This is a genomic window from Agromyces selenitireducens (assembly GCF_052748465.2).
Genome location: NZ_CM188259.1, coordinates 1596817 through 1622886, shown reverse-complemented (window position 1 = coordinate 1622886; position 26070 = coordinate 1596817). Strand labels below are relative to the sequence as shown.

Annotated in this window: 28 protein-coding genes; 9 read left to right on the top strand and 19 right to left on the bottom strand. The window is 72.8% G+C overall.

From position 1 onward, the window contains the following. Positions 1–16 precede the first annotated feature (16 nt). Both ACULK4_RS07560 and ACULK4_RS07555 read left to right on the top strand, forming a co-directional pair. A complete protein-coding gene (locus ACULK4_RS07560; RefSeq protein WP_445965515.1) occupies positions 17–442 on the top strand; it encodes an OsmC family peroxiredoxin in 426 nt (141 codons plus the stop codon). Next, positions 443–1351, top strand: coding sequence for a TIGR01777 family oxidoreductase (locus ACULK4_RS07555; RefSeq protein WP_445965514.1), 909 nt, complete (start codon positions 443–445; stop codon positions 1349–1351). Here ACULK4_RS07555 and ACULK4_RS07550 read toward each other — a convergent pair. Both ACULK4_RS07550 and dapB read right to left on the bottom strand, forming a co-directional pair. Then, the gene (locus ACULK4_RS07550; protein WP_445965513.1) at positions 1323–1766 is read right to left on the bottom strand and encodes a tetratricopeptide repeat protein; all 444 of its coding nucleotides are present in this window, start codon (positions 1764–1766) and stop codon (positions 1323–1325) included. The genes ACULK4_RS07555 and ACULK4_RS07550 overlap by 29 nt on opposite strands. After that, positions 1763–2512: a 4-hydroxy-tetrahydrodipicolinate reductase gene (gene dapB, locus ACULK4_RS07545; protein WP_445965512.1), complete on the bottom strand. Its 750-nt coding sequence runs from the start codon at positions 2510–2512 to the stop codon at positions 1763–1765. Before dapB ends, ACULK4_RS07550 begins: the two co-directional genes overlap by 4 nt. Before the next feature lie 61 nt (positions 2513–2573). Here dapB and ACULK4_RS07540 point away from each other — a divergent pair, with 61 nt between their 5' ends. Beyond that, positions 2574–3050: a GNAT family N-acetyltransferase gene (locus ACULK4_RS07540; RefSeq protein WP_445965511.1), complete on the top strand. Its 477-nt coding sequence runs from the start codon at positions 2574–2576 to the stop codon at positions 3048–3050. 18 nt (positions 3051–3068) lie between these two features. On the opposite strand, the gene ACULK4_RS07535 is transcribed toward ACULK4_RS07540, so the two are convergent. From ACULK4_RS07535 to ACULK4_RS07525, 3 genes are read right to left on the bottom strand one after another with little or no spacing between them, the layout of a single operon-like run. Then, complete coding sequence (locus tag ACULK4_RS07535) at positions 3069–3674, bottom strand: histidine phosphatase family protein (RefSeq protein ID WP_445965510.1); 606 nt, start codon at positions 3672–3674, stop codon at positions 3069–3071. Between the two features lie 27 nt (positions 3675–3701). Beyond that, positions 3702–5087: a M16 family metallopeptidase gene (locus tag ACULK4_RS07530; protein WP_445965509.1), complete on the bottom strand. Its 1386-nt coding sequence runs from the start codon at positions 5085–5087 to the stop codon at positions 3702–3704. A gap of 46 nt (positions 5088–5133) precedes the next feature. After that, complete coding sequence (locus ACULK4_RS07525; RefSeq protein ID WP_445965508.1) at positions 5134–6255, bottom strand: aldo/keto reductase; 1122 nt, start codon at positions 6253–6255, stop codon at positions 5134–5136. Positions 6256–6463: 208 nt separating this feature from the next. Here ACULK4_RS07525 and ACULK4_RS07520 point away from each other — a divergent pair, with 208 nt between their 5' ends. From ACULK4_RS07520 to ACULK4_RS07510, 3 genes are read left to right on the top strand one after another with little or no spacing between them, the layout of a single operon-like run. After that, complete coding sequence (locus ACULK4_RS07520) at positions 6464–7222, top strand: TetR/AcrR family transcriptional regulator (RefSeq protein ID WP_445965507.1); 759 nt, start codon at positions 6464–6466, stop codon at positions 7220–7222. Between the two features lie 44 nt (positions 7223–7266). Next, on the top strand, positions 7267–8247 hold the full coding sequence (locus ACULK4_RS07515) for an ABC transporter ATP-binding protein (RefSeq protein ID WP_445965506.1): 981 nt from the start codon (positions 7267–7269) through the stop codon (positions 8245–8247). Beyond that, entirely contained in the window at positions 8244–9041 is a 798-nt protein-coding gene (locus tag ACULK4_RS07510) for an ABC transporter permease subunit (RefSeq protein ID WP_445965505.1), read from the top strand. The genes ACULK4_RS07515 and ACULK4_RS07510 overlap by 4 nt, the downstream gene beginning before the upstream one ends. 96 nt (positions 9042–9137) lie before the next feature. Here ACULK4_RS07510 and ACULK4_RS07505 read toward each other — a convergent pair whose 3' ends face one another. From ACULK4_RS07505 to ACULK4_RS07465, 9 genes are all read right to left on the bottom strand, one after another. Continuing rightward, positions 9138–10601, bottom strand: coding sequence for a cytochrome b/b6 domain-containing protein (locus ACULK4_RS07505; protein ID WP_445965504.1), 1464 nt, complete (start codon positions 10599–10601; stop codon positions 9138–9140). 279 nt (positions 10602–10880) lie between these two features. Then, positions 10881–11867 carry an electron transfer flavoprotein subunit alpha/FixB family protein gene (locus ACULK4_RS07500; RefSeq protein WP_445965503.1) on the bottom strand — a complete coding sequence of 329 codons (987 nt, stop codon included), beginning with the start codon at positions 11865–11867 and terminating at the stop codon, positions 10881–10883. A 10-nt stretch (positions 11868–11877) separates the two neighbouring features. After that, a complete protein-coding gene (locus tag ACULK4_RS07495; protein ID WP_445965502.1) occupies positions 11878–12654 on the bottom strand; it encodes an electron transfer flavoprotein subunit beta/FixA family protein in 777 nt (258 codons plus the stop codon). After that, positions 12654–13505, bottom strand: coding sequence for an HpcH/HpaI aldolase/citrate lyase family protein (locus ACULK4_RS07490; RefSeq protein WP_445965501.1), 852 nt, complete (start codon positions 13503–13505; stop codon positions 12654–12656). The genes ACULK4_RS07495 and ACULK4_RS07490 overlap by 1 nt, the downstream gene beginning before the upstream one ends. Beyond that, entirely contained in the window at positions 13502–14023 is a 522-nt protein-coding gene (locus ACULK4_RS07485) for a MaoC family dehydratase (protein WP_445965500.1), read from the bottom strand. Before ACULK4_RS07485 ends, ACULK4_RS07490 begins: the two co-directional genes overlap by 4 nt. 31 nt (positions 14024–14054) lie before the next feature. Further along, positions 14055–15218, bottom strand: coding sequence for an acyl-CoA dehydrogenase family protein (locus ACULK4_RS07480; protein WP_445965499.1), 1164 nt, complete (start codon positions 15216–15218; stop codon positions 14055–14057). A gap of 8 nt (positions 15219–15226) precedes the next feature. Beyond that, positions 15227–17260, bottom strand: coding sequence for an acetyl/propionyl/methylcrotonyl-CoA carboxylase subunit alpha (locus ACULK4_RS07475; protein ID WP_445965498.1), 2034 nt, complete (start codon positions 17258–17260; stop codon positions 15227–15229). Positions 17261–17264: 4 nt separating this feature from the next. Further along, positions 17265–18872: a carboxyl transferase domain-containing protein gene (locus tag ACULK4_RS07470; RefSeq protein ID WP_445965497.1), complete on the bottom strand. Its 1608-nt coding sequence runs from the start codon at positions 18870–18872 to the stop codon at positions 17265–17267. 107 nt (positions 18873–18979) lie between these two features. After that, positions 18980–19585, bottom strand: coding sequence for a TetR/AcrR family transcriptional regulator (locus ACULK4_RS07465; RefSeq protein ID WP_445965496.1), 606 nt, complete (start codon positions 19583–19585; stop codon positions 18980–18982). A 68-nt stretch (positions 19586–19653) separates the two neighbouring features. Between ACULK4_RS07465 and ACULK4_RS07460 the strand changes: the two genes are divergently transcribed. The 3 genes from ACULK4_RS07460 (at position 19654) to ACULK4_RS07450 (ending at position 21545) form a co-directional block, all read left to right on the top strand. Next, positions 19654–20382: an MBL fold metallo-hydrolase gene (locus tag ACULK4_RS07460; RefSeq protein WP_445965495.1), complete on the top strand. Its 729-nt coding sequence runs from the start codon at positions 19654–19656 to the stop codon at positions 20380–20382. An 84-nt stretch (positions 20383–20466) separates the two neighbouring features. Next, entirely contained in the window at positions 20467–21081 is a 615-nt protein-coding gene (locus ACULK4_RS07455; RefSeq protein WP_445965494.1) for an SACE_7040 family transcriptional regulator, read from the top strand. Beyond that, on the top strand, positions 21060–21545 hold the full coding sequence (locus ACULK4_RS07450; protein ID WP_445965493.1) for a GNAT family N-acetyltransferase: 486 nt from the start codon (positions 21060–21062) through the stop codon (positions 21543–21545). Before ACULK4_RS07455 ends, ACULK4_RS07450 begins: the two co-directional genes overlap by 22 nt. Positions 21546–21552: 7 nt before the next feature. Here ACULK4_RS07450 and ACULK4_RS07445 read toward each other — a convergent pair whose 3' ends face one another. The 5 genes from ACULK4_RS07445 to pdhA all read right to left on the bottom strand — a co-directional run bounded on the left by ACULK4_RS07445 (position 21553) and on the right by pdhA (position 25992). After that, complete coding sequence (locus ACULK4_RS07445; protein WP_445965492.1) at positions 21553–21879, bottom strand: histone-like nucleoid-structuring protein Lsr2; 327 nt, start codon at positions 21877–21879, stop codon at positions 21553–21555. A gap of 143 nt (positions 21880–22022) precedes the next feature. Then, the gene (locus tag ACULK4_RS07440) at positions 22023–22331 is read right to left on the bottom strand and encodes a 4a-hydroxytetrahydrobiopterin dehydratase (protein ID WP_445965491.1); all 309 of its coding nucleotides are present in this window, start codon (positions 22329–22331) and stop codon (positions 22023–22025) included. Between the two features lie 51 nt (positions 22332–22382). Beyond that, the gene (locus ACULK4_RS07435) at positions 22383–23852 is read right to left on the bottom strand and encodes a dihydrolipoamide acetyltransferase family protein (RefSeq protein ID WP_445965490.1); all 1470 of its coding nucleotides are present in this window, start codon (positions 23850–23852) and stop codon (positions 22383–22385) included. 2 nt (positions 23853–23854) lie between these two features. Continuing rightward, complete coding sequence (locus ACULK4_RS07430) at positions 23855–24874, bottom strand: alpha-ketoacid dehydrogenase subunit beta (RefSeq protein ID WP_445965489.1); 1020 nt, start codon at positions 24872–24874, stop codon at positions 23855–23857. Further along, positions 24871–25992: a pyruvate dehydrogenase (acetyl-transferring) E1 component subunit alpha gene (gene pdhA, locus ACULK4_RS07425; RefSeq protein ID WP_445965488.1), complete on the bottom strand. Its 1122-nt coding sequence runs from the start codon at positions 25990–25992 to the stop codon at positions 24871–24873. Before pdhA ends, ACULK4_RS07430 begins: the two co-directional genes overlap by 4 nt. Positions 25993–26070 lie beyond the last annotated feature (78 nt).

Sequence of the window (26070 nt, the reverse complement as noted above, 5' to 3'; positions counted from 1 at the left end):
CGAGGAGGAGGACCCATTGGCACTGACGAGCGAATCGACCACGGTCTGGACGGGAACCCTCTTCGAGGGGTCGGGCACGACGCGCCTCGACTCCTCGAAGCTCGCCGAGTTCGACGTGAACTGGAAGGCGCGCGCCGAGGGTGAGGCGGGCACCACGAACCCGGAGGAACTGCTGGCCGCAGCGCATTCGGCCTGCTTCTCGATGGCGTTCTCGCTCGCCCTGGCCGAGGCCGGCCACACGCCCGAGAGCATCCAGACCACTGCGGCCGTGACCTTCCAGCCCGGCGAGGGGGTCACCGGCAGCCATCTGCTCGTCAGCGCGCGCGTGCCCGGCATCACCGAGACCGAGTTCGAGCGGATCGCCGACGAGGCGAAGGCGAACTGCCCGATCTCGAAGGCGCTGGGCGGCACGACCATCACGATCGAAGCCGAGCTCGCGTAGGTGCGCATCCTCGTCGCCGGCGCCTCCGGCTTCATCGGCACCGCGGTCACGGCTCGCCTGACCGACGCGGGCCACGAGGTGGTGCGCCTCGTGCGACGTCAGGCGACCGCCGACGACGAGGTCGCCTGGTCCCCGGCCTCGGGGATCATCGACTTCACCGTCATGGACCGCGTCGATGCGGTGCTGAACCTGTCGGGCGCCTCGCTCGCGCGGCTGCCGTGGACCAGGCGCTGGGAACAGGAGATCCTCGAGTCGCGCGTGGCTGCGACGCGCACGCTCGCCGAGGCCATGCAGAAGGCGAAGGCTCCGCCGCGGATCTTCCTCAGCGGTTCCGCCGTGGGGATCTACGGCGACCGCCCCGGCGAGCACCTCACGGATCATTCCAGCGCAGGCGACGGCTTCCTCGCCCACGTGGTGCGTCGATGGGAGGAGGCCGCGACCAAGCTGGCACCTCGCGAGACGCGAACGGTCCTCCTGCGCACCGGCATCATCATCGGGCGCGGCGGCGCGATGCAGCGCGTGCGGGCCCTGACCGCCCTCGGCGTCTCCGGCCGGCTCGGCACGGGCGGCCAGCACTGGCCGTGGATCTCGATCGACGACGAGGTCGGCGCCATCGTCCACCTGCTCGACTCGCGCCTCTCGGGACCGGTGAACCTCGTCGGACCGACCCCCGCGACGGCCGACCGGATCATGTCCGCGCTCGCCGAGCGCATGCACCGCCCGTACGGGCTGCCCGTGCCCGAGAAGCTGCTCGAGTTCGGGCTGGGCCGAGCCGCCGACGACCTGCTGCTGTCGAGCCAGAAGGTGCGTCCGCAGCGACTCATCGACGACGGCTACCGGTTCCGGCACGTCACGGTCGAATCGGCGATCGACGCGATGCTCAGCCTCGAGCACGCTCCAGCTCGATAGCCCGGCGCACCGCCCGGCGCGCGCGCCGCCGGTCGCCGGCGGCGTCGTAGGCGAGGCCGAGGCGGAGCCAGGCGCGCCAGGACTCCGGGTCGGACTCGACCGCGTCGCGGAACGCGGGGAACGCGTCATCCGCCGCGGCGCGCTCGGGCCGACCGCTCGGACGGAGCGGCATGCCCAGGTCGAGCGCACCCTCCTCATCGAGCTGCCGGACGAGCCGTTGCGACCGGATGCCGAACTGGAGTTCGCGCCAGATCGCCCACGCCGCGACGACGGGCAGCACGATGAGCGCGACGCCCATCACCACCGCGACCGGCTCGCCGGTCAGCACGAACTGCACGGCGCGCCACCCGACGAGCGCGAGGTACACCCCGAGCAGCACCGCCATGACGACAGCGCCGATCTTCGCGGTGCTCATCGGGAGCCGGGCAGTTCGAGCCCGAGCAGGGCGTCGAGCCCGACGGTGACCCCCTCGGCCGTCGCCGCGCGCCGCAGCGCGAGGAGGATGCCGGTCTCGTATGCCGACGACGAGACCGTGGAGTGCGCGATCGTGAGCGTCTCGCCGTCGCCGCCGACGATCACGCGCTGCTCGGCGAGGAGCCCGGACATCCGGAGGCTGTGCACGGGCACGCCCGCCACGAGCTGCCCGCGCGCTCGCTGGTCGGCGTGCGGCGCGGCGACGGGCCCGGACTCGCCGCGTGCGGCGGCGATCAGCTCGGCGGTGCGGACGGCCGTGCCGGAGGGCGAATCGACCTTGCCGGCGTGGTGCGCCTCGACGATCTCGATCGAGTCGAAGTGACGCGCGGCGAACGCGGCGAAGGCGGAGCCGAGCACGCTGCCCACGGAGAAGTTGGGCACGAAGATCACGCCCGGAGCCTCGTCGTGGTCGCGCAGCCGCCGCTCGACCTCGGCGACGCGCTCGTTCGACCAGCCCGACGTGCCCACCACGACCGCGGCGCCGGCCTCGATGGCCGCCTCGACGATGCCCTGGCTCGCGCCGGGGTGCGTGACGTCGAGCACGACGTCGGCGCCGTCGAGCTCGTCGAGGCTCGACGACGAGTCGAGCCCTGCGTGCAGTTCGAGGTCGTCGGCCTCCTCGATCAACCGGACGGCCAGCCGCCCCATCTTCCCGGTCGCCCCGGCCACCGCCACCCTGATCGTCACGACGATCACCCTAGCAATCGTCCTGCGCGGGCCCGACCGGTGACCGACGTAGGCTGGGCGGATGCTGCGCTTCCGCGACGCCGCCGTGACCGACCCCGACGCGCACCGGCTGCTCGGCGACTACTTCGCCGAGCGAGCCGCCGGGTTCCCGTCAGAGCAGGGCGAGTACCGCCCCACCTGGCCGGACCCGGCGCAGTTCACGCCCCCGGCGGGCGTGTTCGTCGTCCTCGAGGACGAGTCCGGCGCCGCGGTCGGCTGCGGCGGCGTGCGGCGCATCCCGGACGCCGAGGACGGCACCGTGCGGTACGAGGTCAAGCACCTGTGGCTCGCGCCCGCGGGTCGCGGCCGCGGCGAGGGGCGCCGACTGCTCGCCGAGCTCGAGCGCCGGGCGATCGGGTTCGGCGCGGGCGAGCTCGTGCTCGACACGAACGCGAGCCTCGAGGCCGCCGGCGGGTTGTACCGGTCGAGCGGCTACGTCGACGTCGAGCCCTACAACGCCAACCCGAACGCGACGAACTGGTACGGCAAGCGGGTCTGACCGGCTGCGCGGCGCCGCTCAGAGCGAGTACTGGTCGGGCAGGCCCGTCCGCAGCTCGGGCGGCAGGTGCGCGAGGTCGTTGTGCACGACGAGGCTCCACGGCCGGCCCGGTGCGCGCTGCGTGAGCACCGTGAGGCCGCAATTGGCCTGGTTGATCGTGACCCACCGCCACTCCGGCGCCCCCAGCACCTCGCGCACGAACCAGCCGATCACGAAGTTGTGCGTGATGAGCAGGTCGTGCCGGTCCTCGCGATGGGAACTCAGGAACTCGGCCCGCGCGTCGGCCATCTGCGCCCGGCCGGCCTCGAAGTCGAGCTCCGAGTACGAGCCGAAGAACGGCGCGTACGCCGCGGGGGTCTCCGGATCCGGACCGGAGGGGATGCAGTCGAACAGGAGCGCGGTCGGCTCCGGCCGCAGGGCGGGCAGCTTCTGGGCGATGATCTGGGCGGTCTCGGCGGCGCGCTGGAGGGGCGAGTGCCAGGCGTGGTCGAACGGGATCCCCCCGAGCCGCTCAGCGAGCAGTTCCGCCTGCCGGCGGCCGCGGGGCGACAGCGGCCCGTCGGGCATGCCGTGCTCGGCGTCGAGCTGCTCGCCGTGGCGAACGAGGTACAGGTGGTGAGGCACGTCGGATCCTGGTGGGTCGGGCGTCGCTCAGGCGACGTCGGTTCGGGGTTCGGGCTGGTCGACGACCGACCGGAAGGCGTGCTCGTCGACGGGGCCCACGGCCACGAGCGAGATCGGCCGTGCGGCGAGGTCGGCGGCGAGTGCCTGCACGTCGTCGGCGGTGACGCGAGCCACCCGGCGGAGGGCCTCGTCGAGGTCGGCGAACTCGCCGAGGGCGAGTTCGGCACGGCCGAGCCGTGACATCCGGGTGTCGGAGTCCTCGAGGGCGAGCGCCGAGGCGCCGCCGAGGTAGCCGACCGCGCGCTCCAGCTCGTCGGCGGCGACGCCGTGGTGCGCGAGCCGCTCGAGTTCGGTGCGCATCAGCGCTGCGACGGTCGCGGCGTTCTTCGGCGCGCACCCGGCGTACATGCCGAACACGCCCGCGTCGGAGTAGCCGGGCGCGAACGAGTACACCGAGTAGGCCAGGCCGCGCCGCTCGCGGACCTGCTGGAACAGCCGCGACGACATGCCCGAGCCGAAGACGGTGTTGAGCACGCTGAGCACGGCGCGCCGGTCGTCGGTGGCGACGAGGCCGGGCATGCCGAGCACGAGGTTGACCTGCTCGTTCGGCTTCTCGACGACGGACAGGCCGCTCGTGCCGGTCGGCGTCGCCGGCTCGGTGGCGCGGCGCTCGACCGGCGCCGCCTCGTCGTCGAGGCGCCACCCGGCATCGCCGAGGGCGGCCTGCAGGTCGGCGACCACGCGATCGTGGTCGACCGCGCCCGCGACCGTCACGACGAGGTCCTGCGGCCGGTAGTTGGCGCGGTAGTGCGCCCACACGGCGTCGCGCGCGGCCGCCGCGATCGTGTCGGGGTCGCCGCCGATGGGCCGGGCGAGCGGATGCCGCCCGAGCACCGCCTCGAAGAAGCGCTCGCTCGCGACATCCGCCGGGTCGTCGCCGGCCATCGCGAGCTCTTCCAGGATGACGCGGCGCTCGCTCTCGAACTCCTCGGGGTCGAGGAGCGACGAGGTGAACATGTCGGCGAGGACGCCGACCGCCATCGGCAGGTCACGGTCCTGCACCTTGGCGTAGTAGCAGGTGTACTCCTTCGCCGTGACGGCGTTGTGCTCGCCGCCGACGGCGTCGAACGCGATCGCGATGTCGAGCGCACTGCGGCGTTCGGTGCCCTTGAAGAGCAGGTGCTCGAGGAAGTGGGTCGACCCGTAGGTGGCGGGGTGCCCGGAGTCGGACGGGTGCTCGTCGCGCGAGCCCACCGCCACCCAGAAGCCGATCGTGGCGCTGCGGCTGCCGGGCACGCGCTCGCTGAGAACGCGGATGCCGGAGGGCAGCACCGAGCGGCGGACCAGTGTGTCGCCTGCGGCGCGGAACTCGAGCTCGGGCACTCCGAGGGGGAGGTCGACGGCGCCGTTCACGCCTCCAGCCTATGCCACGCCCCGCGGCGCGGACCGTGCGCGCGGCTCAGGACGAGGCGCGATCGAGCTCGACCAGCTCGGAGCGGTGCAGGATCAGCGACGCCGCCCCCATGAGCGCGTCGACCTGCTCGGGACGGCTCGCGCCGGCGATGGGCGCCACGACGGTGGGCCGTGAGAGCAGCCAGGCGATGGCCACTGCGGCCGGGACGGTGCCGTGCGCCGCGGCGATCTCGTCCAGCATGCGCAGCACCCGCAGGCCGCGGCGGCCGAGGTGCCTGGCCTGCCGCTCGCCGCGCGGGTCGCGGCGGAGGTCGGCACGACGGCGCACGCGGCCGGCGAGGAAACCTTCGGCGAGTGCGATGTCGGGCAGCACCGCGAGCCCCTGGGCGTGTGCGACCAGTTCCGGCGCCCCCTCGAAACCGCGTCGCTCCATGAGGTTGTAGCGGGTGGCGAGCACCTCGAAGCGCGGGAGCCCGTTGGCTGCGAGGACCCGAGCCTCGATGAGCCGTTCGGGCGTGGACCCGGAGGCGCCGATGGCGCGCACCTTGCCCGCGGCGATGAGGGCGTCGACCGCACCGAGGCTCTCTTCGAGGGGCACGTCGGGGTCGTCGCCGTGGAAGCAGAGCAGGTCGATGCGCTCGGTGCCGAGGCGACCGAGCGACGCGTCGACGGCCGCCGCGATGGATGCCGGCGAGAGCCCGGGGTGGTCCGGATGGCGGCCGACGCGAGTCATGATCCGCATCCGGTCGCGCGTGCCGCGCGCGGCCATCCACTCCCCCACGATGCGTTCGCTGCGACCCCCGGCGTAGCTGTCGGCAGTGTCGACGAGCGTGCCGCCGAGCGAGGCGAATCGATCGAGGACCTCCTCGGCCTCGGTCGCGCCGGTGGCGGCGCCGAAGCCGCTCGCACGCAGCGCCAGCGGATGCGTGTCGATCCCGGAGTCCGCCAGGCGGACGCGCTGGGGAACCGTGATCGGGCCGGACAACGCATTCGTCTGGATCTCGGCCGTCGTCGGCGACGAGACGGCATCGGCGGCATCCTCCGCCTCCGCGGACCGGGCCGACGACGCGGCGCCCATGTCGATCTCCGCGGTCGCGGCGCGCGCGACCGCGGCGGGCGGCCCGCCCCCGGCGCGCCGTGCTCCGTACTGTGCGTGCCTCGGTGCCACGCGATCCTCCTCCCCAGGATTGCTTCGAGGTTAGGCGGCGTTGGGCCGCCGATCTCGCCGGATCCGGTGAAGCGTTACCGAACCGTTGGTGAACAGGGTCTCCGGAGCCCGTCCCGGCGGCATCGTCCGAACGATCCATCGCGCGTTGCGTCCGTCCCGTGTTCCGACGCCTTGCGCAGCGATTGAACGAGCGTTTAGTATGCTGAACATGCGTTCAATCCCCGCCGGCGACGCCACCACGGCATCGCGCATCCGCGACGCTGCGGTGGCGAGGTTCGGCGCGGGCGGGTTCGCGCGGACGAGCGTGCGCGACATCGCCGCCGACGCCGGCGTGAGCCCCGGCCTCGTGATCCACCACTTCGGTTCCAAGGAGGGCCTGCGCCGCGCGTGCGACGAATGGATGGTGGGCCAGCTCATGGGCGAGAAGTCCCGCCTCGGCGACACGTCGGTCGCCTCCAGCATCCGCGAATGGCTCGACGACCCCGGGCGCTTCCGCGGCTATCTCGACTACGTGGCCATGATGCTCGCCGACGGCACCGAGGGCGGTGCGCGGCTGTTCGACCTCATCCTCGGCGAGACCCGCGCGATGCTCGCCGAGGGCGTCGCCTCCGGTGCCATGCACGAGAGCTCGGACCCGGAGCTGCGCGCCCTGCTCGTGACCGTCTACGGCCTCGCCCCCCTGCTCCTGCGCGACCACCTCGCGCGCACGCTCGGCGCACCCCTCGACGACGCAGCGACCGTGCGGCGGATGACGCTGCCCACGCTCGAGCTCTACACGCACGGCATGTACACCGACTCGCGCATCCTCGACGCGGCGCGCGCCGCCATCGCCGACGCCGGCGCCGGGCACGCGTCGCCGCACCCCGACGCGTCGGCGCCCGCCGAGCGGGTCCGCTCCGACAAGGGAACCGGCAACCCGAACCAGGACCCCGATCCCCCGACCGGTGACGACGCCGCGCAGGCCTGACGCGCGGCATCCGCCATCTCGTCATCGAACCGGAAAGGACCTCCATGGAGACCACCACCGAGGCGGCCGTCGCGACGCGCGGCCTCGTCAAGCGCTACGGCGCCAACACCGCCCTGCACGGCATCGACCTCGACATCCCGCGCGGCAGCGTGTTCGGCATGATCGGGCCGAACGGCGCGGGCAAGACCACGACCATGCGGCTGCTGCTCGACATCCTCCGCCCCTCGGCGGGTGAACTGCGCGTGCTCGGCGAGACGCCCCGCGCCGGCGGGGCGTCGCTGCGGCGCCGCATCGGCTACCTGCCCGGCGAGCTGCACCTGTCGACCCGCGTCAAGGGCCGCGAGCTGCTCGCCCACTACGCCGAGATCTCCGGACCCGTGCGGCCCGGCGCCGTCGACGCTCTCGCCGACCGGCTGGGCGTCGACCTCGGCCGACCCGTGCGCAACCTGTCGAAGGGCAACAAGCAGAAGATCGGCCTCATCCAGGCGTTCATGCACGAGCCCGAGCTGCTCGTGCTCGACGAGCCGACGAGCGGGCTCGACCCGCTCGTGCAGCAGGAGTTCCACGCGATGCTGCACGAGGCCAAGGCGAAGGGGCAGACGGTGTTCCTGAGCTCGCACGTGCTGAGCGAGGTGCAGCAGACCGCGCACGAGATCGCGATCCTCAAGCAGGGTCGCATCGTCGAGCGGTCCACGGTCGCCGCGCTCCGCGAGAACGCCGTCCGGCACGTCAAGCTCGTGGTCGCCGAAGCGGATGCCGCGGCGGCACGCGCGACCCTCGACGCGGTCCCGGGCGTGACGGGCGTCGCGGCCGAGGCGAACGGCCCGGAAACCGTCGCGCTCTCGGCGACGCTCGACGCGCACGTCGACGCGTTCGTGAAGGCCGTCGCACGTCTCGCCGTGGTCGACCTGACCATGGAGGAGCCCGACCTGGAGGAGATGGTGCTCGCCTACTACGGCACCGACCTGTCGGCGACCGATGCCGACGATGACGACGACTCCGACCGGAAGGGGGCGAAGCGATGACCCGCGTGCTCCCGCTCTTCCGCCGCTCGATCGCCGACGGCTGGCGCGGACTGGCGGGCTGGACCGCCGGCATCCTCGTCGCCCTGTTCCTGTACCTGCCGCTGTACCCGTCGTTCGGCGGCAACGGGCAGATGCAGGAGATGATCGACTCGCTGCCGCCCGAGCTCGTGCAGACGCTGAGCTACGACCAGATCGGCTCCGGCCCCGGATACGCGCAGGCGACGTTCTTCGGCCTCATCGGATTCGTGCTGCTCACGATCGCCGCGGTCGGCTGGGGCACGGGCGCGATCGCGAACGACGAGGAGAACGGCCAGCTCGAGCTGACCCTCGCGCACGGCGTCACGCGCGGTCAGCTCTTCGCCGAGCGGACCGCCGCGGTGCTCGTGAAGCTCGCCTGGCTGTGCGTCGTGAGCTTCGCGGTCGTGCTGCTGCTCAACGAGCCGTCCGAGCTCGAGATCGAGGTCGCGAACCTCGTCGCCACGACGACGGCCTTCTTCGGCCTCGTGTCGCTCAGCGCCGTCGCCGCGGTCGCGGTCGGCGGCATCACCGGCCGGCGCACCTGGGCGCTCGGCGCGGGTGCCGGAATCGCGGTCTACGCGTACGCGATGCACGCCCTCGGCAACCAGGGCGACGACCTGAAGTGGCTCCAGGACTTCTCGCCGTACAGCTGGGCCTACGCCGACGCGCCGCTCCAGAACGGATGGAACGAGACGATCTGGCTGAACTTCGCCGTGATCGCGGTCCTGCTCCTCGCGGGCTGGCTCGTCTTCCGCCGGCGCGACGTCGCCGTGTGAGCGGGACGGATGCCGCGGCGCGCGCCCCGCATACGGGCGTCGCGTCGCGGCATCCGCTCGTCGTCCTCGTCCTCAACGACCGCGTCGGGCTGACGCCTATCGACCCACCTTGCCGAACAGTCCTGCGATCGGCGCGAGCACCGTCGGGCGGGCCGCGATCCACGCTGCCGCGATGACGACGATCGAGGCGACGAAGATCCAGAAACCGAGCCAGTCGTCGGCGTCCCGCGCCGCGTACATGTGGTTGAGGTTGCGCAGCGCCCCGGTCAGGAAGACGAGCGTGACGTGCACCACGATGAACGCGACGAAGTACAGCATGACCGGGAAGTGCACGGCACGCGCCCACTCGACGGGATAGACGCGGTTGAGCGTCGTGGCGTTCTTCGGCCACAGCCCCGACATCCGCACCCCGGTGATGGCGGCGAGCGGCGCAGCGATGAAGATCGTCGCGAAGTACGCGAGCACCTGCAGGCTGTTGTAGTTGACCCAGCCGTTCTCGAGCGGCCAGTCCAGCGACAGGTACTGCAGCCCGGCCGACACCGCGTTCGGGACGACCTCCCAGCTGGTCGGCACGACGCGCATCCATTGGCCCGTCGTGAACAGGAGGACCACGAAGACGAGTCCGTTCACGAGCCACAGGATGTCGAGGGACTGGTGGAACCACAGGTTGATGCTGATCCTGCCCTGGCCGCCCTTCGACCAGCGCGGCGTCCAGTACGCCGGCGGCCGCCGCTCGGTGCGCACCTGCAGGCCCGAGCGGATGATCAGCAGGATGAGGAAGACGTTGAAGAAGTGCTGCCAGCCGAGCCAGGCCGGAAGCCCGACGGGCGCCCCCTCGGGCAGGGGCGTCTCGCCGGGGTAGGTCGCGATGAAGTCCTGCATGAGCTCCAGTCCGAGGAACCATCTCGTGAGCTGGACGACGATGGTCGCGGCGCCGATGATCGCGAGGACGCCGACGACGGATGCCCCGACCCACTGCCTGACGGTCAGCGGGCCGTACCGTCCCGGGCCCGGCTGCGAGGGGGCGCTCGGTGCCGGGGCCGCCGCGGGCGGTGCGGAAGGCCCCGCCGACTCGGCGGGTGCGGCGGTTGGAGTGGGCGCCGCGGTCGGAGTGGGCGCCGCGGGCACGGACGCTGCGGGAGCCGCCACCGCGGATGGTGCGGGAGCCGGGGTGGCGGCGGGCACTGCGGGCGCCGGCTCGTCGGCCTGGACAGACGGTGCGGGTGCCGCCACCGACGACTCGGGCACGGACTCGGCGGGCAGTGCGGAGGCTTCCACGAGCGGCTCCGGCGCCGTGGCCTCAGCGACCGGTGCGACCGCCGACGCCGGCCACGGATCTCCCCCGGCGACCCTCGGGAGCCCGCGGCGAAGCCCGGCACCGGTCGCCACTGCAGGCGCGGCGGTGCCCTCGGACTGCGGTGCAGGTGCCGTCGCTTCGGCACGCTCGGCGATGGGCTCCACGGCGACGACTGGCGGCGGGGCGTCCGCGGCATCCGTCACCTCGATGTTCTCGGCACGGGGCGCATCGCCGGCCGCGGGCCACGGTGCGCCACCCGGCACGCGCGGAAGCCCGCTCCGAAGCCGACGACCCGACGAAACGGAGGCGGGCGCGACGGCAGGGGCCACCGCGGACGATACGGCCGCCGCCGCCGCGACCGGAGCCGCCGGCGCCGATGCCACCGGTGACGCGGCGATCGTCGTCTCGGGGCCGGCAGGATTCGCGGGAGCTTCGACCGACGCGGCGACGGGGTCGCCGGGCGCTTCGCCGGGAGGCGGCCAGGGCTCACCGCCGTGCCGGCGAGGCAATCCCCTGCGCAGGTTCCGGACGGCTGCCACGGGTCACCGCTTCCGCTCGGCGAGTGCGCTGATCAGTTGCGGGACCACGGTGAAGACGTCGCCGACGACGCCGAAGTCGGCGACCTCGAAGATCGGCGCGTCGGGATCCTTGTTGACGGCGACGATGTTCTTGGCGGTCTGCATGCCGGCGCGGTGCTGGATCGCACCCGAGATGCCGAGGGCGATGTACAGCTGCGGCGAGACCGAGACGCCGGTCTGGCCGACCTGCTGGCTCGCCGGGATGTAGCCGGCGTCGACGGCCGCGCGCGACGCACCGATGGCGGCGCCCAGCGCGTCGGCGAGCTCCTCGACGAGCGCGAACTTCTCGGCCGAGCCGAGGCCGCGACCGCCCGAGACGATCCGCTTCGCTCCCCGCAGCTCGGGTCGACCGGACGTCACGGTCACGGCCTCGACCGAGTCGATGGCGGCCGATGCCGCGCCCGAGGCCGGCACCTCGAGCGACTCGAGTGCGACGGGCCGTGCTTCGGCGCGCGCCTCGACGGCGCCCTGCCGCACGGTCACGACGAGCGGCCCGAAGGTCGCCGCGGAGTCGACGGTGTACGCGCCGCCGTACACGGAGTGGTGGGCGAGGACGCCCTCGTCATCGCGGGAGACGCCGACCGTGTCCGCGGCGATGGGAGCGCTCGTGCGGGCGGCGAACCGGCCGGCGATGTCGCGGCCCTCGATCGAGTTCGAGATGAGCACCGCCTCGGGCGCGACGAGCGCCGCAGCCGCGGCGAGCGCGTCGACCTGCGGGATCGTGAGCTCGGACTGCGTCGAGGTCGTCTCGACGGCGAGCACCCGCTCGGCGCCGAGCGCGGCAGCCTGCTCGGCGAGCGACTGCGCCCGGCCGGGCGCGGTGACGGCGAGCGCGACGGGCGTGCCGATCTGAGACGCGGCCGCGAGGAGGCCGGCGGCGCTCGACGCGAGTTCGCCGTTCGGCGTCGCCTCGAGCACGACGAGGATGGCGTCTGCGGGGTGGTCGGTCATGATCGTCCTCTCAGACCAGCCGGTTCTCGATCAGGAATTCCGCGATCTTCGTGCCGCCGTCGCCGTCGTCCGTGATCTTGATCCCCGCCGTGCGCGGGGGCTTCTCGGCGATGGCGGTCATGATCGACACGGCGACGGAGAGATCCTCGGGTTCGATGCCCAGGTCGGCGGCGCTCAACGTCTCGAACGGCTTCTTCTTCGCGGCCATGATGCCCTTGAAGTTCGGGAAGCGGGCGTCGGGGAGCGCCTCGGTGATCGAGATGACCGCCGGCAGCGACGCGCTCACGCGCATGGTGCCACCGTCGACGTTGCGCGTTCCCGACACCGAGCCGTCGGTGATCTCGACGGATGAGAGGGCGGTCGCGTTGGGCACCTCGAGCAACTCCGCGAGCATCGCGGGAATCACGCCGCCGCTGCCGTCGGTCGAGAGGTTGCCGGTGATGACGAGGTCGAACCCGGTGCGTCGGATCGCCGCGGCGAGCGTGCGCGCGGTGAGGCCGAGATCCGCGGCGGCCAGGGCCGGGTCGGCGATGTGCACGGCCGATCCGGCTCCCATCGCCAGGCCCTTGCGGATCGTCGTCGCGGCGCGTTCGGGTGCCATCGACATGACGACCACCTCGGCGTCGGGGTGCACGTCGGCGTGGGCGAGCGCCACCTCGAGCGCCCGCTCGCCGATCTCGTCGAGCACCGCCTCGCTCGCGGCGCGATCGGCGAGCCCGGTCTCGAGGTCGAGCTTCCGCTCCCCCCACGTGTCGGGGACCTCCTTCACGAGGACGATGATCTTCATCAGGCCTCAGTCCTTTCATCGAGCCCACCCCGGGAACGCGCCCGCCGCGCGACCGCCTCAGCTTGCCGTAGCAGCGGCGCGTCGACCATCTGCCCGCGGAAGGCGAACACGCCGTCGCGTTCGCGCACGGCGGCCTCGGCGAGCAGCGCATGCGCCCACTCCAGTCGCTCGTGACTCGGCGCATAGGCCGCCCTGACGACCTCCACCTGGCCCGGGTGCACGCACGCCGTCGCGGCGAAGCCGAGCGCGGCCGCGTCCTCTGCCTCCGTGCGGAGGCCGTCCGCGTCGGCGAGGTCGAGGTGCACCGCGTCGATCGCCGCCACGCCGTGCGCGCCCGCCGCGAGCAGCACCTGGGACCGGGCGTGTCGCGCGACGTCACGGTACCGCCCGTCGGCGTGGCGGCTGGAGGCGCCGCCGAGCGAGGCGACGAGGTCCTCCGCGCCCCACATGAGCGCGGACACGATCGGCACCGACGCGAGGGCGGGGGCGGCGAGCACGCCCCGAGCGGTCTCGCACAGGGCGATCACGTCGAAGTCCTCGAGGGTCACCAGGTCGGCCGTGCCCTCGCACTTGGCGAGCATGACGGTACGGTACGACGTGCGCCGCAGCGCCGCGAGGTCGTCGACGAGGTGCGGCGTGGACGCCGGGTTCACGCGCACGATGACCCGCGCGGGGTCGAGCGGGTTCGCCACGAGCGACTCGCGCGCCGCCGACTTCGCGACCTCGGCCACGGCGTCCTCGAGGTCGAGGATCACGGCGTCGGCGCGCTCCGCGGCCTTGGCGTACCGGTCGGGCCGGTCGGCCGGGCAGAACAGCAGCGCGGGACCGAAGGGGAACGGCGGGTGCGTCATCGGTTCGCCTCGCCGTTCGTGCGCGACTGCCGTTCGCCGGCGTCGCGGGTCCAGACGAGCATCGTGCGCGACGCGGTCGCGACCACGTCGCCGTCCTGGTTGCGGGCGGTGTGGCCGAGCACCACGATGCCCTCTCCGGGACGCGACGACGACAGCCGCTTCGACTCGACGACGCTCTCGCCGTAGAGGGTGTCGCCCACGAACACCGGATTGGGGAACGCGACGGCCCCGAATCCGAGGTTGGCGACGAGCGTGCCCTGCGTGAGCTGCCCCACCGACTGGCCCACGAGGGTCGACAGCGTGAAGAGCGAGTTCACGAGGATGCGGCCGAACGGCTGGCGCGCCGACCAGGCCGCGTCGAGGTGCAGCGGCTGCGGGTTCATGGTGAGCGTGGTGAAGAGGACGTTGTCGGCCTCCGTCACCGTGCGGCCGGGGCGGTGCAGGTAGCGCACGCCCTCCTCGAACTCCTCGAACCAGAGCCCCCGCTGCACGACCTCGCGCATCGCGGCGTCCGTCATGACGCTCCTCCTTTCCCGCAGCCGACCCGCCCTAGCCGGCCAGCCCGAGCTCGCGGGCGATGACCATGAGCTGCACCTCGTTCGTGCCTTCGCCGATCTCGAGGATCTTCGAGTCACGGTAGTGCCGAGCCACGGTCGTCTCGTTCATGAATCCCATTCCGCCGAAGATCTGGGTCGCGTCGCGCGCGTTCAGCATGGCGGCGTCGCTCGAGACGAGCTTCGCGATCGCGGCCTCCTTCTTGAACGGCAGCCCTGCATCGGCTCGCCGCGCCGCGTCGTGCCAGGCGAGGCGGGCGGTGTGCACGCGGGCCTGCATTCCGGCGATGGTGAACGCGATGTACTGGTGGCTCGCGATGGGCACGCCGAAGACGTTGCGGGTCTTCGCATAGGTCAGGGCCTCGTCGAGGCATCCCTGCGCCGCGCCTGTCGCGAGGGCGGCGATCGCGATGCGGCCCTCGTCCAGCGCCTGGAGGAAGTTGGCGAAGCCGCGTCCGCGTTCGCCGAGCAGGTTGGCGGCCGGCACCCGGACGTCGTCGAAGGTCAGCGGGTGGGTGTCAGAGGCGCGCCAGCCCGACTTGTCGTAGTCCGGCCCCACGGTGAACCCGGGCGTGCCGTTCGGCACGATGATCGTGGAGAGCTCCTTCGAGACGGAGCCGTCGGGGCGCGTCCGCTCGCCGGTGACCGCGGTGACGGTCACGAACCGCGTGATCGGCGTGCCCGAGTTGGTGATGAACTGCTTCGAGCCGTTCACAACCCACTCCTCGCCGTCGAGCACCGCGGTCGTCCGCGTGGCGCCGGCATCGGATCCGGCCTCGGGCTCGGTGAGGCCGAAGCCGGCGAGTGCGCGCCCCGCCACGAGGTCGGGGAGGAACTCGGCCTTCTGCTCCTCGGTGCCGTGTCGGTAGATCGGCATCGCGCCGAGGCCGACGCCGGCCTCGAGGGTGATCGCGATCGACTGGTCGACACGGGCGAGCGCCTCGATCGCGAGGCACAGCGCCATGTAGTCGCCGCCCTGTCCGCCGACCTCCTCGGGGAACGGCAGGCCGAAGAGCCCGAGCTCGCCCATCTGGGCGACGACGTCCATCGACAGCTCGTGCGAGCGGTCGGCCTCGTAGGCCTGCGGTGCGACGACGGTGTCGGCGAACTCGCAGACCATGTCGTACAGCTGCTGTTCCTCGTCGGTCAGGTCGTGCATCGTGCTCCTCATTCCTGGTGGGATGCGTTCGGGACGGCTGCGTCATGGGTGCCGTCCGAGGGTCGGGGGTCGGATGCCGCAGGGCCGGCGTCGACGCGCTCTGCAGCGTGCTCGATGCGCGCGACGACCTGGTCGCGCGCGACCTGCTCACCCGCGGCGACGCGCAGCCGGACGACGCCGGGGACGGTCGCCGTGACGCGGTGCTCCATCTTCATGGCCTCGATGGCGAGCACCGCCTGCCCGGCCTCGACGCGGTCGCCATCGGCCAGGAGCAGGGTCGTCACGCTGCCCGGCATCGGGGCGCGGAGGTCGGGGTCGGAGGTGCCGCCGCGCTCGAGCTGTGCGAGGCGGGCCTCGAGCGCCGCTCGGCGGTCGACTCGTGGGAGGGCGACCGTGCGGCCGTCGAGGTGCACCCACGCCGTGCCGTCGTCGGCGACCCGCACGGTCGCGCGGTCGAGGTCGGCGGCCGCACGCGACGCGCGCTCGGTGATGCCGCCGTCGCCGAGCCGCCAGCCGAGCTCGCGCTGCCACGCACGATCGTGCGCCGACGTTGCGCGCGCCGCACGGTCGCGGGCGAGGCGGGCGACCTCGGCGAGCCGGGTGGTCGGGTCGTCCGCCGCCTCGTCGGACTCGTCGGCGGACGCGGTCGCAGCGCCTGAGCCCGACTCCTGGAGACGATCGATGAGACCGGTGTCGAGGTGCCCGGCGCGCACGTCGGGGTGCGCGAGCAGCGTCCGGAGGAACGCGATGTTCGACTCGACGCCGAGGAGCACGGTGTCGGCCAGCGCGGCGTCGAGCCGGTCGAGGGCCTCGGCCCGGTCGGCGCCGTGCGCGATGACCTTCGCGACCATCGGGTCGTAGTCGGCGCCGACCTCCTGGCGCTCGCGGATGCCCGCGTCGACGCGCACGCCGTCGCCGGACGGCTCGCGCCAGGCCAGCACCTCGCCGGTCGAGGGCAGGAACCCGCGCTCGGGGCTCTCGGCGTAGACGCGCGCCTCGATCGCGTGGCCCTCGAGCCGGACGTCGGACTGCGCGATGGCGAGCGGCTCCCCCGCGGCGATGCGCAGCTGCTGCTCGACGAGGTCGACGCCCGTGACGAGCTCGGTGACCGGGTGCTCGACCTGCAGGCGCGTGTTCATCTCGATGAAGAAGAACTCGTCGGGCGCGGCATCCGAGACCAGGAACTCGACCGTGCCCGCACCGAGGTAGTCGACGCTGCGGGCCGCGTCGCACGCGGCGGCCCCGATGCGCGCACGGGTGTCGGCGTCGAGCAGCGGCGAGGGCGCCTCCTCCACGACCTTCTGGTGGCGCCGCTGCAGCGAGCACTCGCGCTCGCCGAGGTGGATCACGGTGCCGTGCGCGTCGGCGAGCACCTGCACCTCGATGTGGCGGGGCTGGTCGATGAAGCGCTCGAGCAGCAGCGTGTCGTCGCCGAAGGCTGCGCGCGCGACCCGGCGTGCGGCCGGGAGCGCGTGCTCAAGCTCGCCCTGGTCGCGCGCGACCTGCATGCCCTTGCCGCCGCCGCCGGCCGACGGCTTCACGAGCAACGGGAAGCCGATGTACGACGCCGCGTCGAGCAGTTCGTCGTCGGTGGCGTCCGGCTCGCTCACCCCGGGTACGACGGGCACGCCCGAATCGGCCACGTGCTGCTTGGCGCGGATCTTGTCGCCCATGACCTCGAGTGCGAGCGAACCCGGTCCGACGAACACGATCCCGGCCTCTGCGCAGGCGCGGCCGAACGCGGCGTTCTCGGAGAGGAAGCCGTACCCGGGGTGGATCGCCTGCGCACCCATGTCGAGCGCGGCCCGCACGATGCGCGCGGGGTCGAGGTAGCTTTCGGATGCCGCGGCCGGTCCGATGCGGACGGCCTCGTCGGCGAGCGCGACGTGGGGCGCCCCGGCGTCGGCGTCGGAGTACACGGCGATCGCGTGGATGCCGAGCCGCTTCAAGGTGCGGATGACGCGGACGGCGATCTCGCCGCGATTCGCGACGAGCACGCGATCGAAGGGTCGCTGCGGCGTTGAGGGGGTGGGCTGCGTCATCCGGTCACATCCTGAAGAGGCCGAAGCGGGGCTCGGGCAGCGGGGTGCGGCTCGCCAGCTCGAGCGCGAGCGCGAGCACCGTGCGGGTGTCGCCGGGCGCGATGACGCCGTCGTCCCACAGCCGCGAGGTCGAGTGGTAGGGGCTCCCCTGCGTCTCGTACTGCTCGCGCACGGGGGCCTTGAATGCCTCCTCGTCCTCGGCCGACCACTGCTCGCCGCGCACGGCCATCTGGTCGCGCTTGACGGTCGACAGCACGGATGCCGCCTGATCGCCGCCCATCACGGAGATGCGCGCGTTGGGCCACATCCAGAGGAATCGCGGCGAGTACGCCCTGCCGCACATCGAGTAGTTGCCGGCGCCGAAGGAGCCGCCGATCACGACCGTGAACTTCGGCACGCGCGTCGTGGCGACCGCGGTGACCATCTTCGCGCCGTGCTTGGCGATGCCGCCGGCTTCGGCGTCGCGGCCGACCATGAACCCGGAGATGTTCTGGAGGAACAGCAGCGGGATGCCGCGCTGGTCGCACAGCTCGATGAAGTGCGCGCCCTTCATGGCCGACTCGCTGAACAGGACGCCGTTGTTGGCGACGATGCCGACCGGGTGGCCGTCGATCCAGGCGAAGCCCGTGACGAGCGTGTCGCCGTACTCGCGCTTGAACTCGTGGAACTCGCTGCCGTCGACCAGGCGTGCGATGACCTCGCGGACGTCGTAGGGCTGCTGCACGTCGACCGGCACGACCGACGTGAGCGTCGCGGGGTCGACCGCCGGCTCGCGGGGCTCGCGCACGGCCCAGGCGCGGTCGGCGGGCTGCGGCAGCGTGCCGACGATGTCGCGGACGAGCTCGAGCGCGTGCTCGTCGTCCTCTGCGAGGTGGTCGGTGACGCCGGAGTGCCGCGCGTGCAGGTCGCCGCCGCCGAGCTCCTCGGGGGTCACGACCTCGCCGATGGCGGCCTTCACGAGCGGCGGGCCGCCGAGGAAGATCGTGCCCTGGTTGCGGACGATCACGGTCTCGTCGCTCATCGCGGGCACGTACGCGCCGCCCGCGGTGCACGAGCCCATGACCGCGGCGACCTGCGGGATGCGGCGGGCGGACAGGTTGGCCTGGTTGTAGAAGATCCGCCCGAAGTGGTCGCGGTCGGGGAACACCTCGTCCTGCTTCGGCAGGAACGCGCCCCCGGAGTCGACGAGGTAGACGCAGGGCAGGCGGTTCTCGAGCGCGACGTCCTGCGCCCGCAGGTGCTTCTTGACGGTCATCGGGTAGTAGGTGCCGCCCTTGACGGTCGCGTCGTTGCAGACGACCATGACGGGCCGGCCGTGCACGAGCCCGATGCCGGCGATGACGCCCGCGGCGGGCGTGTCGTCGCCGTAGAGGTCCTCAGCTGCGAGCGGCGCGAGTTCGAGGAACGGGCTGCGCTCGTCGAGCAGGCGCTCGACCCGGTCGCGCGGCAGCAGCTTGCCGCGCGCGACGTGACGGTCGCGGGAGGCCTCCGGCCCGCCGAGGGCGGCCTTCGCGAGCTTGGCTCGCAGTTCGCCGACGAGCGCCTCGTGGGCCTCGGCGTTCGCGCGGGCGGCATCGGATGCCGCGTCGAGCGCGCTCGTGAGGATGTGCATCCGCTCCCGTCCGCCTCTCCGTCGTGGCGTGGACCCGAGCGCCTTCGGTGAACGCTCGCTAACCGGGATTCATGTTAGCGACCATTCACCGAGTTCCGCAAGCGGGCTCACCCGGCCCGGGCGTCCGCGTGCACGCCTCCGGACTCCCCCGCGGTCGCCGCGAGCCCCGCGATCAGGCGCTCGAGCCCGAACGCCCAGGCCTCGTCGACCGACCCGCCGAGTCGGAACGCCCCGGCGAGTTCCATGCTGGTGAACCCGTGGATCCATGCCGTGAGCGTGCGCGCGGCCGGGAGCGCCTGCCCGTCGCCGGCGAGCCGCCGCGAGACCTCGAGCACCGCGGCACTCGCCCGGTCGAGCGCGGATCCTCCCGCGCGCGCACCCTCGGGGAGCGGGCCGAACACGAGGCCGTAGCCGTGCGGTCGCTCGTGCGCGAAACGACGGGCGGATGCCGCGAGCGCCCGCGCCGCGTCGGCGGCATCCTCCACGCCGGCGATCGCGCGATCCGCGCGCTCGCCGATCTCTGCCGCGGCGTCCTCCGCGACGATGCGCACGAGGTCGTCGCGATCGCGGACGTGCTTGTAGAGCGACGGCGCACGGACGCCGAGTCGGGTGGCGACCGACTGCATCGTGAGCGACGCGAGCCCGCCGCGCTCGAGGAGCTCTCGCGCCGTCTCGCGCAACGCCTCCGGGGTGACCTTCACGGGTGCCGGCATGGCTCCTCCTTCGCCTGAGGATCGATGACTATTGACACTAGCCATCATAGCTACGTATCGTAGCCATCATGGAACTTCGTCCAGGACTCAGGCGCGTCGGCAACGAGATCGTCGCGTCCTACCTCATGATCGACGACCGCGGCGTCACGGTCGTCGATGCCGGCCTCCCCGGCCACCATGCCGAACTGCTCGCCGAACTCGCCGAGGCCGGCCTCACGGTCGACGACGTGCGGGCGATCATCCTCACGCACGGAGACAGCGACCACGTCGGCTTCGCCGAACGCCTCCGCCTCGAGCAGGGAGTGCCGGTCTACGTCCACGCCGCGGACGCCGACCGCGCGAAGGGCGGCGAGAAGCCGTCGACCTCGTTCGGCCGCGGCGCCCGCCCCTGGCCCGTCGTCAGGTTCCTCGCCTACGCGCTCGGAAAGGGCGGCGCCAGGACCGCGTACCTCAGCGAGGTCCGCACCGTCACCGACGGCGAGCGGCTCGACCTCCCCGGCTCGCCCGTGATCATCGGCATGCCGGGCCACTCGCCCGGCAGCATCGCCGTCCACTCCCCCGACCTCGACGCCGTCTGCGTCGGCGACGCGCTCACCACCCGGCACGTGCTCACGGGGCGGCGCGGCCCCGCACCCGCGCCCTTCACCGACGAGCCCGATGCGGCGCTCGACTCGCTCGAACGGCTCGCCGCGATCGACGCGACGTGGGTGCTTCCCGGGCACGGCACGCCGTGGAACGGCGGCACCGCCGAGGCGGTGCGACTCGTGCGCGAGGCCGCCGCGGCATCCGCTCGCTGAGCACCCCGATCGAGCGGATGCCGCGCGCGGGCCGGCCTCCTCGGTTGCCGCACACCCGGCAGTCGGTTAGTGTGCATTCACCGAATGCCCCGGAGGTGCACCCTGAGCGACACGCTCACCGAACGCGGCCGCGCCAAGGCCGACCGTCGCGCCGCGCTGCTCGACGCCGCCGCGCGGCTCTTCGCCGAGCGCGGCTACCCGGGCGTCACGCTCGAGGAGCTCGGCCAGGCCGCCGGCGTGTCGGGCCCGGCCGTCTACCGCCACTTCCCCGGCAAGGCCGCGGTGCTCGCGGCGATCCTCGCCGACGCGAGCCGCGGACTGCTCGACGGCGGGCGGCGCACGATCGCGGAGGCCGACGACCCCGCGGGCGCGCTCCGCGCCCTCATCCGCTTCCACGTCGACTTCGCGCTCGCGAACGCCGACGTGATCCGCGTGCAGGACCGCGACCTCGGCAGCCTCGACGAGGCGGACGCCCACGAGGTCCGGCGCCTGCAGCGCGAGTACGTCGAACTGTGGGTGGGCGTGCTCGCCCGCCTGAGGCCCGACCGGGCCGAATCCGAGTTGCGAATCCGGGCACACGCCGCCTTCGGACTGATCAACTCGACCCCCCACAGCGCCCGCATCCATGGGCGCCGACCCGCGGACAGGGTGGTCCGCAGCATCCTGGAGGACATGGCATGGTCGAGCCTCACGTCGTGACCCTGCGCGCGACCCGCGCGGGCGACCTCGATGAGCTGTTCCGCATTCAACTCGATCCCGAGGCGAACCGCATGGCCGCATTCACCGCCGGCGACCCGTCGGACCGTGCCGCGTTCGACGCGCACTGGGAGCGCCTGTTCGGGCGCGACGACGTCGACGCGCGCACCGTGCGCTGCGACGGCCGCATCGTCGGCAGCGTCGCGCGCTGGATCGACGCCGAGACGCGGACGCCCGAGATCACCTACTGGATCGACCGCGAGCAGTGGGGTCGCGGCATCGCGACGCGCGCCGTGCGGCTCTTCCTCGACTCGCAGCCGCGACCCGTGCGGGCGCGGGCGGCGGCCGACAACGCGGCATCCGTCTCGGTGCTCGGGAAGCTCGGATTCGTCGAGGTCGGCCGTCACCGCGACGTCGCGAAGGCGCGCGGCGAGGAGATCGAGGAGATCGAGTTCGAGCTGCGCTGAGCGGCGCTCAGCGGTTGCGGTACAGCTCGAGCAGAGGTGCCGGGATGCGGCCGCGGTCGGAGACCTGGTGCCCGTTCGAACGGAGCCACTCGCGGGCCTCCTTCGTGTCGCCTGCGCCGCCTGCGGCACGGCGGCGCGTGCCGCCGCTCGCACGGCCGGACGAGGTCCGGCGCGCGGCTCGGACGAACGGTGCGACCGCGGCGTCGAACTTGTCGGCGTTGGCCGACGAGAGGTCGATGGCATAGCCCTCGCCGTCGATGCTGAACGCGATGGTCCGGTCGGCGTCGGATCCGTCGAGGTCGTCGACGAGCGTCTCCACGACTCGCTTGGCCATTGTGCACGCCCTTTCTGCGGTATTCTCCGCTGAATTCTCCAGGGGGAACTGCTTTCGAATACGAAGCATATTCCGTTCGGAAATGGCGCGCACGAATTCAGCGTCGGATGTGGAGAATTCGAGTTCGAAGCGGGCGGCCGAATTCAGCGGACGCGCGCGCCCTGCTCGCCTGCGATGGCGGCGATCCGCTTCGCCAGTTCGACGTCGCGCCGCGTCACGCTCCCGACATCGTGCGAGACGAGGTCGAATTCGACGCGCCCCCAGCCGAGTTTCACGTCGGGGTGATGATTCGCGGCATCCGCTTCGACCGCGACCGCGTCGAGCAGTCGCACGGCGGACGCGAAATCGGCCGTGCGGAATTCCGCGGTCAACCGTTCTCCGTCGTGCCGGAATCCGGTCGCCTCGAGTTCGGCCGCGACGTCGTCGCGCGACAGCGGCGTGCGCTTGTCCATGCGCCCATTCTCCGACGCCGGGGGCGGGTGCACCACCCCCGGCGCACGGGATCAGGACATCGTGAGCGCGAGGCCGGGCTCACGCAGGATCCGGCCGATGTCTGCCAGGAAGCGCGAACCCTGCTCGCCGTCGACCAGGCGGTGGTCGAAGGACAGCGAGAGGGTCATGACGTCGCGCAGGGCGATCTCGCCGCGGTGCTCCCACGGCTGGCGACGCACGGCACCCATCGCGAGGATCGCCGCCTCCCCGGGGTTGAGGATCGGCGTGCCCGCATCGATGCCGAACACCCCGATGTTCGTGATCGAGATCGTGCCTCCCGAGAGGGCGGCCGGCGGCGTCCTGCCGGCGCGTGCGGTCTCGGCGAGCGCCGAGATCGCGTCGGCGAGCTCGATGAGCGTCATCCGCTCGGCGCCCTTGACGTTCGGCACGACGAGCCCGCGCTCGGTCGCCGCGGCGATGCCGAGGTTCACGTGGCCGAAGCGCACGATCTCCTGCGCGTCCTCGTCCCACCGCGAGTTCACCTCCGGGGTGCGGGCCGCCGCGATGCACAGCGCCTTGCCGACGACCGTGAGCGGCGTCACCTTGTGCCCGGCGTACGCGCGGTCCGAGCGGATGGCGGCGAGGAGCTCCGTCGTCGCGGTCACGTCGACCGTGAGGAACTCGGTGACGTGCGGGGCGGTGAACGCGCTGCGGACCATCGCCGCGGCCGTGTGCTTCCGGACGCCCTTGATCGGGATGCGGGTCTCGGCGGGACGGGCCTCGAGACGGCCTCCGGCCTCCCCGACCTCCAGCTCGGCCCCGGCGCCGACGCCCTCTTGGGCGCGCGCCGAGGTTCCGGATGCCGCGGCCTCGACGTCGGCGCGCGTGATGAGCCCGCGCTCGCCCGTTCCGAGCACCCGCTCGAGGTCGACGCCGAGGTCGCGTGCCAGCTTGCGCACGGGTGGCGTCGACCGCGGGCGCTCGGGGCGCTCGTCGGCGTCGTGCAGCCCGTTCGCGCCGCCGTGCGTCGCGGTGTCGGGTTCGATGCGGTCGTGCTCGGGCGGCGCGGGCACGAGGTCGTCGCGGAGTGCGGCGGCGCTGCCGAGACGTCGGGCGCGGCGCTTGGGAGCCCGGTCGACGCCGGCGCCGTAGCCGACGAGGGTCGGCTCGCGCGTCTCGACGGGCGCGGCGGCCTCGGCGTCGGGCGCCTCCTGCGCGGGCGCGGGAGCGGCAGCGGCCTGCGCCGTCACCACCTCATCGCCGGCTGACGCCGTCGCTGCGGCATCCGTCGATGCGGCGCCGCCGCCGGTGTCGCACGAGAACAGCTTCTCGCCGACGTTGACGGTCTCGCCCTCGGCCGCGTGCAGCGCCGTGACGGTGCCCTCGAACGGCGACGGCAGCTCGACGACGGCCTTGGCGGTCTCGACGTCGGCGATGATCTGGTTCAGCTCGACGTGATCTCCGACCTGGACGCGCCAGGCGACGATCTCGGACTCGGTGAGCCCCTCGCCGAGGTCGGGCAGTGCGAAGTCGCGGATCATGCTCACGCCTCCACCCCCGACATGTCCGACAGGGAGTTCGGCCGGCCCATGGCGCGGTCGACGCCGTCGAGGATGCGGTCGAGGTCGGGCAGGTGGTGCTGCTCGAGCTTCGCCGGCGGGTACGGGATGTCGTGGCCGGTCACGCGCACGGGCGCGGCCTCGAGGTACTCGAAGCACCGCTCGGTGATCGACGCGGCGATCTCGGCGCCGACGCCGCCCTGCTCGCCCGCCTCGTGGGCGACGACGAGGCGGCCGGTGCGGCGAACGGATGCCTCGATCGTGGAGTAGTCGACGGGGGCCAGCGAGCGCAGGTCGATGACCTCGATCGAGACGCCGTCCTCCGCGGCTGCGGTCGCGGCGTCCTTCGCGGTCTGCACGAGCGCGCCGTACGTCACGAGCGTGACGTCGCGCCCGGATGCCACGACCGTGGCGACGCCCATGGGCCGGGCGTCGGCGAGGTTGGCGTCGAGGTCGACCTCGCCTTTGACGTGGTACCGGCGCTTCGGCTCGAGGAAGACGACGGGGTCGTCGCTCGCGATCGCCTGGCGGATCATGACGTACGCGTCGGCCGGGTTGGAGCACGCGATCACGCGCAGTCCGGCGGTGTGGGTGAAGTACGCCTCGGGCGACTCGGAGTGGTGCTCGGCCGCGCCGATGCCGCCGCCGAACGGGATCCGGATGACCATGGGCATCTTCACCGTGCCTCGCGAGCGGTAGTGCAGCTTCGCGACCTGCGCGACGATCTGGTCGAAACCGGGGTAGACGAACCCGTCGAACTGGATCTCGACGACGGGCCGGAACCCGCGGTACGCGAGGCCGACGGCGGTTCCGAGGATGCCCGCCTCGGAGAGGGGCGTGTCGACGACGCGCTCGGCGCCGAACTCGGCCTTGAGCCCGTCGGTGATGCGGAACACGCCGCCGAGCGTGCCGATGTCCTCGCCCATGAGCACGACCGTGTCGTCGTCGGCGAGCGCACGGCGGAGCCCCTCGTTGAGTGCCTTGCCGAGGGTCAGCGTGGTCATCGGTCGCCCTCCTCGTCGAACATCGCCAGGTACCGGGCGTACCGCGACCGCTGCCGCTCCAGGTGGCTGTTGGGCTCGGCGTAGACGTGGTCGAAGACGCTCATCGGCTCCGGGTCGGGGATGTTCGCGATGGCCGCGCGGAGGTCGGCTGCGGCCCGGTCGGCAGCGGCCTTCGCGTCGGCGTCGACGGCGCCCATGTCGGCACCGGATGCCGCGAGCAGGGCGTGCAGTCGCGCGATGGGGTCGCGCTCGCGCCACACGGCGAGGTCGTCGTCGGTGCGATAGCGCTTCGGGTCGTCGGCGGTCGTGTGGGGGCCCATGCGGTACGTGACGGCCTCGATGAACGCGGGGCCCTCGCCGCGCCGGGCGCGGTCGAGCGCCCAGCGGGTCACGGCGAGCACGGCGAGCACGTCGTTGCCGTCGACGCGGATGCCGGGCATGCCGAACCCGTCGGCGCGGCGCGCGAGCGGCTGCTTGGACTGCAGGCCGACGGGCTCGGAGATGGCCCAGCCGTTGTTCTGGCAGAAGAACACGACGGGCGCCTCGAAGCTCGACGCGAAGACGAACGCCTCGCTGACGTCGCCCTCACTCGTCGCGCCGTCGCCGAAGTAGCTGATGGCGGCGTGGTCGGCGCCCTGCCACTTCGCGCCCATGGCCCAGCCGACGGCGTGCAGCGACTGCGCGCCGATGATGATCTGCGGCACGGCCATGCGCTTCTCGTAGGGGTCCCAGCCGGACGCCGCGGTGCCGCGCCACACGCTGAGGAGCTCGACGGGCTGCACGCCGCGCAGCCACGCCACGGCGTGCTCGCGGTAGCTGGAGAACACGAAGTCCTCGTCGTCGAGGGCACGCGCGGAGCCGATCTGCGCGGCCTCCTGGCCGGCGAGCGGCGGCCACAGGCCGAGCTCGCCCTGGCGCTGCAGCGCGGTGGCTTCGGTATCGAGCCGGCGGACCACGACCATGTCGCGGTGGAGGGCGGCCAGCGCATCGGTGTCGACGTCGGCGACCCACGGGTCGAATACGGGGTGCGCGTGTCGCACGCCCGACTCGTCGAGGAGCTGGACGAGGTCGTCGGGGCGGGTGAGCAGCCCGGTCGCCTCTCGGTCGGAAGGGGTCATCGTCGAACCTCCGTGTCGGCTCGGCCGCCTTGTGGGCAGCGTCGCACCCGGCGCCGATGCCGGATACCGGCAGCGTAC

Bases quoted from the DNA above. Each gene is read 5' to 3' on its own strand.
- ACULK4_RS07550 (WP_445965513.1), bottom strand. From the start codon at position 1,766: ATGAGCACCGCGAAGATCGGCGCTGTCGTCATGGCGGTGCTGCTCGGG.
- ACULK4_RS07540 (WP_445965511.1), top strand. From the start codon at position 2,574: ATGCTGCGCTTCCGCGACGCCGCCGTGACCGACCCCGACGCGCACCGG.
- ACULK4_RS07520 (WP_445965507.1), top strand. From the start codon at position 6,464: ATGCGTTCAATCCCCGCCGGCGACGCCACCACGGCATCGCGCATCCGC.
- ACULK4_RS07515 (WP_445965506.1), top strand. From the start codon at position 7,267: ATGGAGACCACCACCGAGGCGGCCGTCGCGACGCGCGGCCTCGTCAAG.
- ACULK4_RS07510 (WP_445965505.1), top strand. From the start codon at position 8,244: ATGACCCGCGTGCTCCCGCTCTTCCGCCGCTCGATCGCCGACGGCTGG.
- ACULK4_RS07500 (WP_445965503.1), bottom strand. From the start codon at position 11,867: ATGACCGACCACCCCGCAGACGCCATCCTCGTCGTGCTCGAGGCGACG.
- ACULK4_RS07495 (WP_445965502.1), bottom strand. From the start codon at position 12,654: ATGAAGATCATCGTCCTCGTGAAGGAGGTCCCCGACACGTGGGGGGAG.
- ACULK4_RS07490 (WP_445965501.1), bottom strand. From the start codon at position 13,505: ATGACGCACCCGCCGTTCCCCTTCGGTCCCGCGCTGCTGTTCTGCCCG.
- ACULK4_RS07485 (WP_445965500.1), bottom strand. From the start codon at position 14,023: ATGACGGACGCCGCGATGCGCGAGGTCGTGCAGCGGGGGCTCTGGTTC.
- ACULK4_RS07480 (WP_445965499.1), bottom strand. From the start codon at position 15,218: ATGCACGACCTGACCGACGAGGAACAGCAGCTGTACGACATGGTCTGC.
- ACULK4_RS07475 (WP_445965498.1), bottom strand. From the start codon at position 17,260: ATGACGCAGCCCACCCCCTCAACGCCGCAGCGACCCTTCGATCGCGTG.
- ACULK4_RS07470 (WP_445965497.1), bottom strand. From the start codon at position 18,872: ATGCACATCCTCACGAGCGCGCTCGACGCGGCATCCGATGCCGCCCGC.
- ACULK4_RS07465 (WP_445965496.1), bottom strand. From the start codon at position 19,585: ATGCCGGCACCCGTGAAGGTCACCCCGGAGGCGTTGCGCGAGACGGCG.
- ACULK4_RS07460 (WP_445965495.1), top strand. From the start codon at position 19,654: ATGGAACTTCGTCCAGGACTCAGGCGCGTCGGCAACGAGATCGTCGCG.
- ACULK4_RS07455 (WP_445965494.1), top strand. From the start codon at position 20,467: ATGCCCCGGAGGTGCACCCTGAGCGACACGCTCACCGAACGCGGCCGC.
- ACULK4_RS07450 (WP_445965493.1), top strand. From the start codon at position 21,060: ATGGTCGAGCCTCACGTCGTGACCCTGCGCGCGACCCGCGCGGGCGAC.
- ACULK4_RS07445 (WP_445965492.1), bottom strand. From the start codon at position 21,879: ATGGCCAAGCGAGTCGTGGAGACGCTCGTCGACGACCTCGACGGATCC.
- ACULK4_RS07440 (WP_445965491.1), bottom strand. From the start codon at position 22,331: ATGGACAAGCGCACGCCGCTGTCGCGCGACGACGTCGCGGCCGAACTC.
- ACULK4_RS07435 (WP_445965490.1), bottom strand. From the start codon at position 23,852: ATGATCCGCGACTTCGCACTGCCCGACCTCGGCGAGGGGCTCACCGAG.
- ACULK4_RS07430 (WP_445965489.1), bottom strand. From the start codon at position 24,874: ATGACCACGCTGACCCTCGGCAAGGCACTCAACGAGGGGCTCCGCCGT.
- pdhA (WP_445965488.1), bottom strand. From the start codon at position 25,992: ATGACCCCTTCCGACCGAGAGGCGACCGGGCTGCTCACCCGCCCCGAC.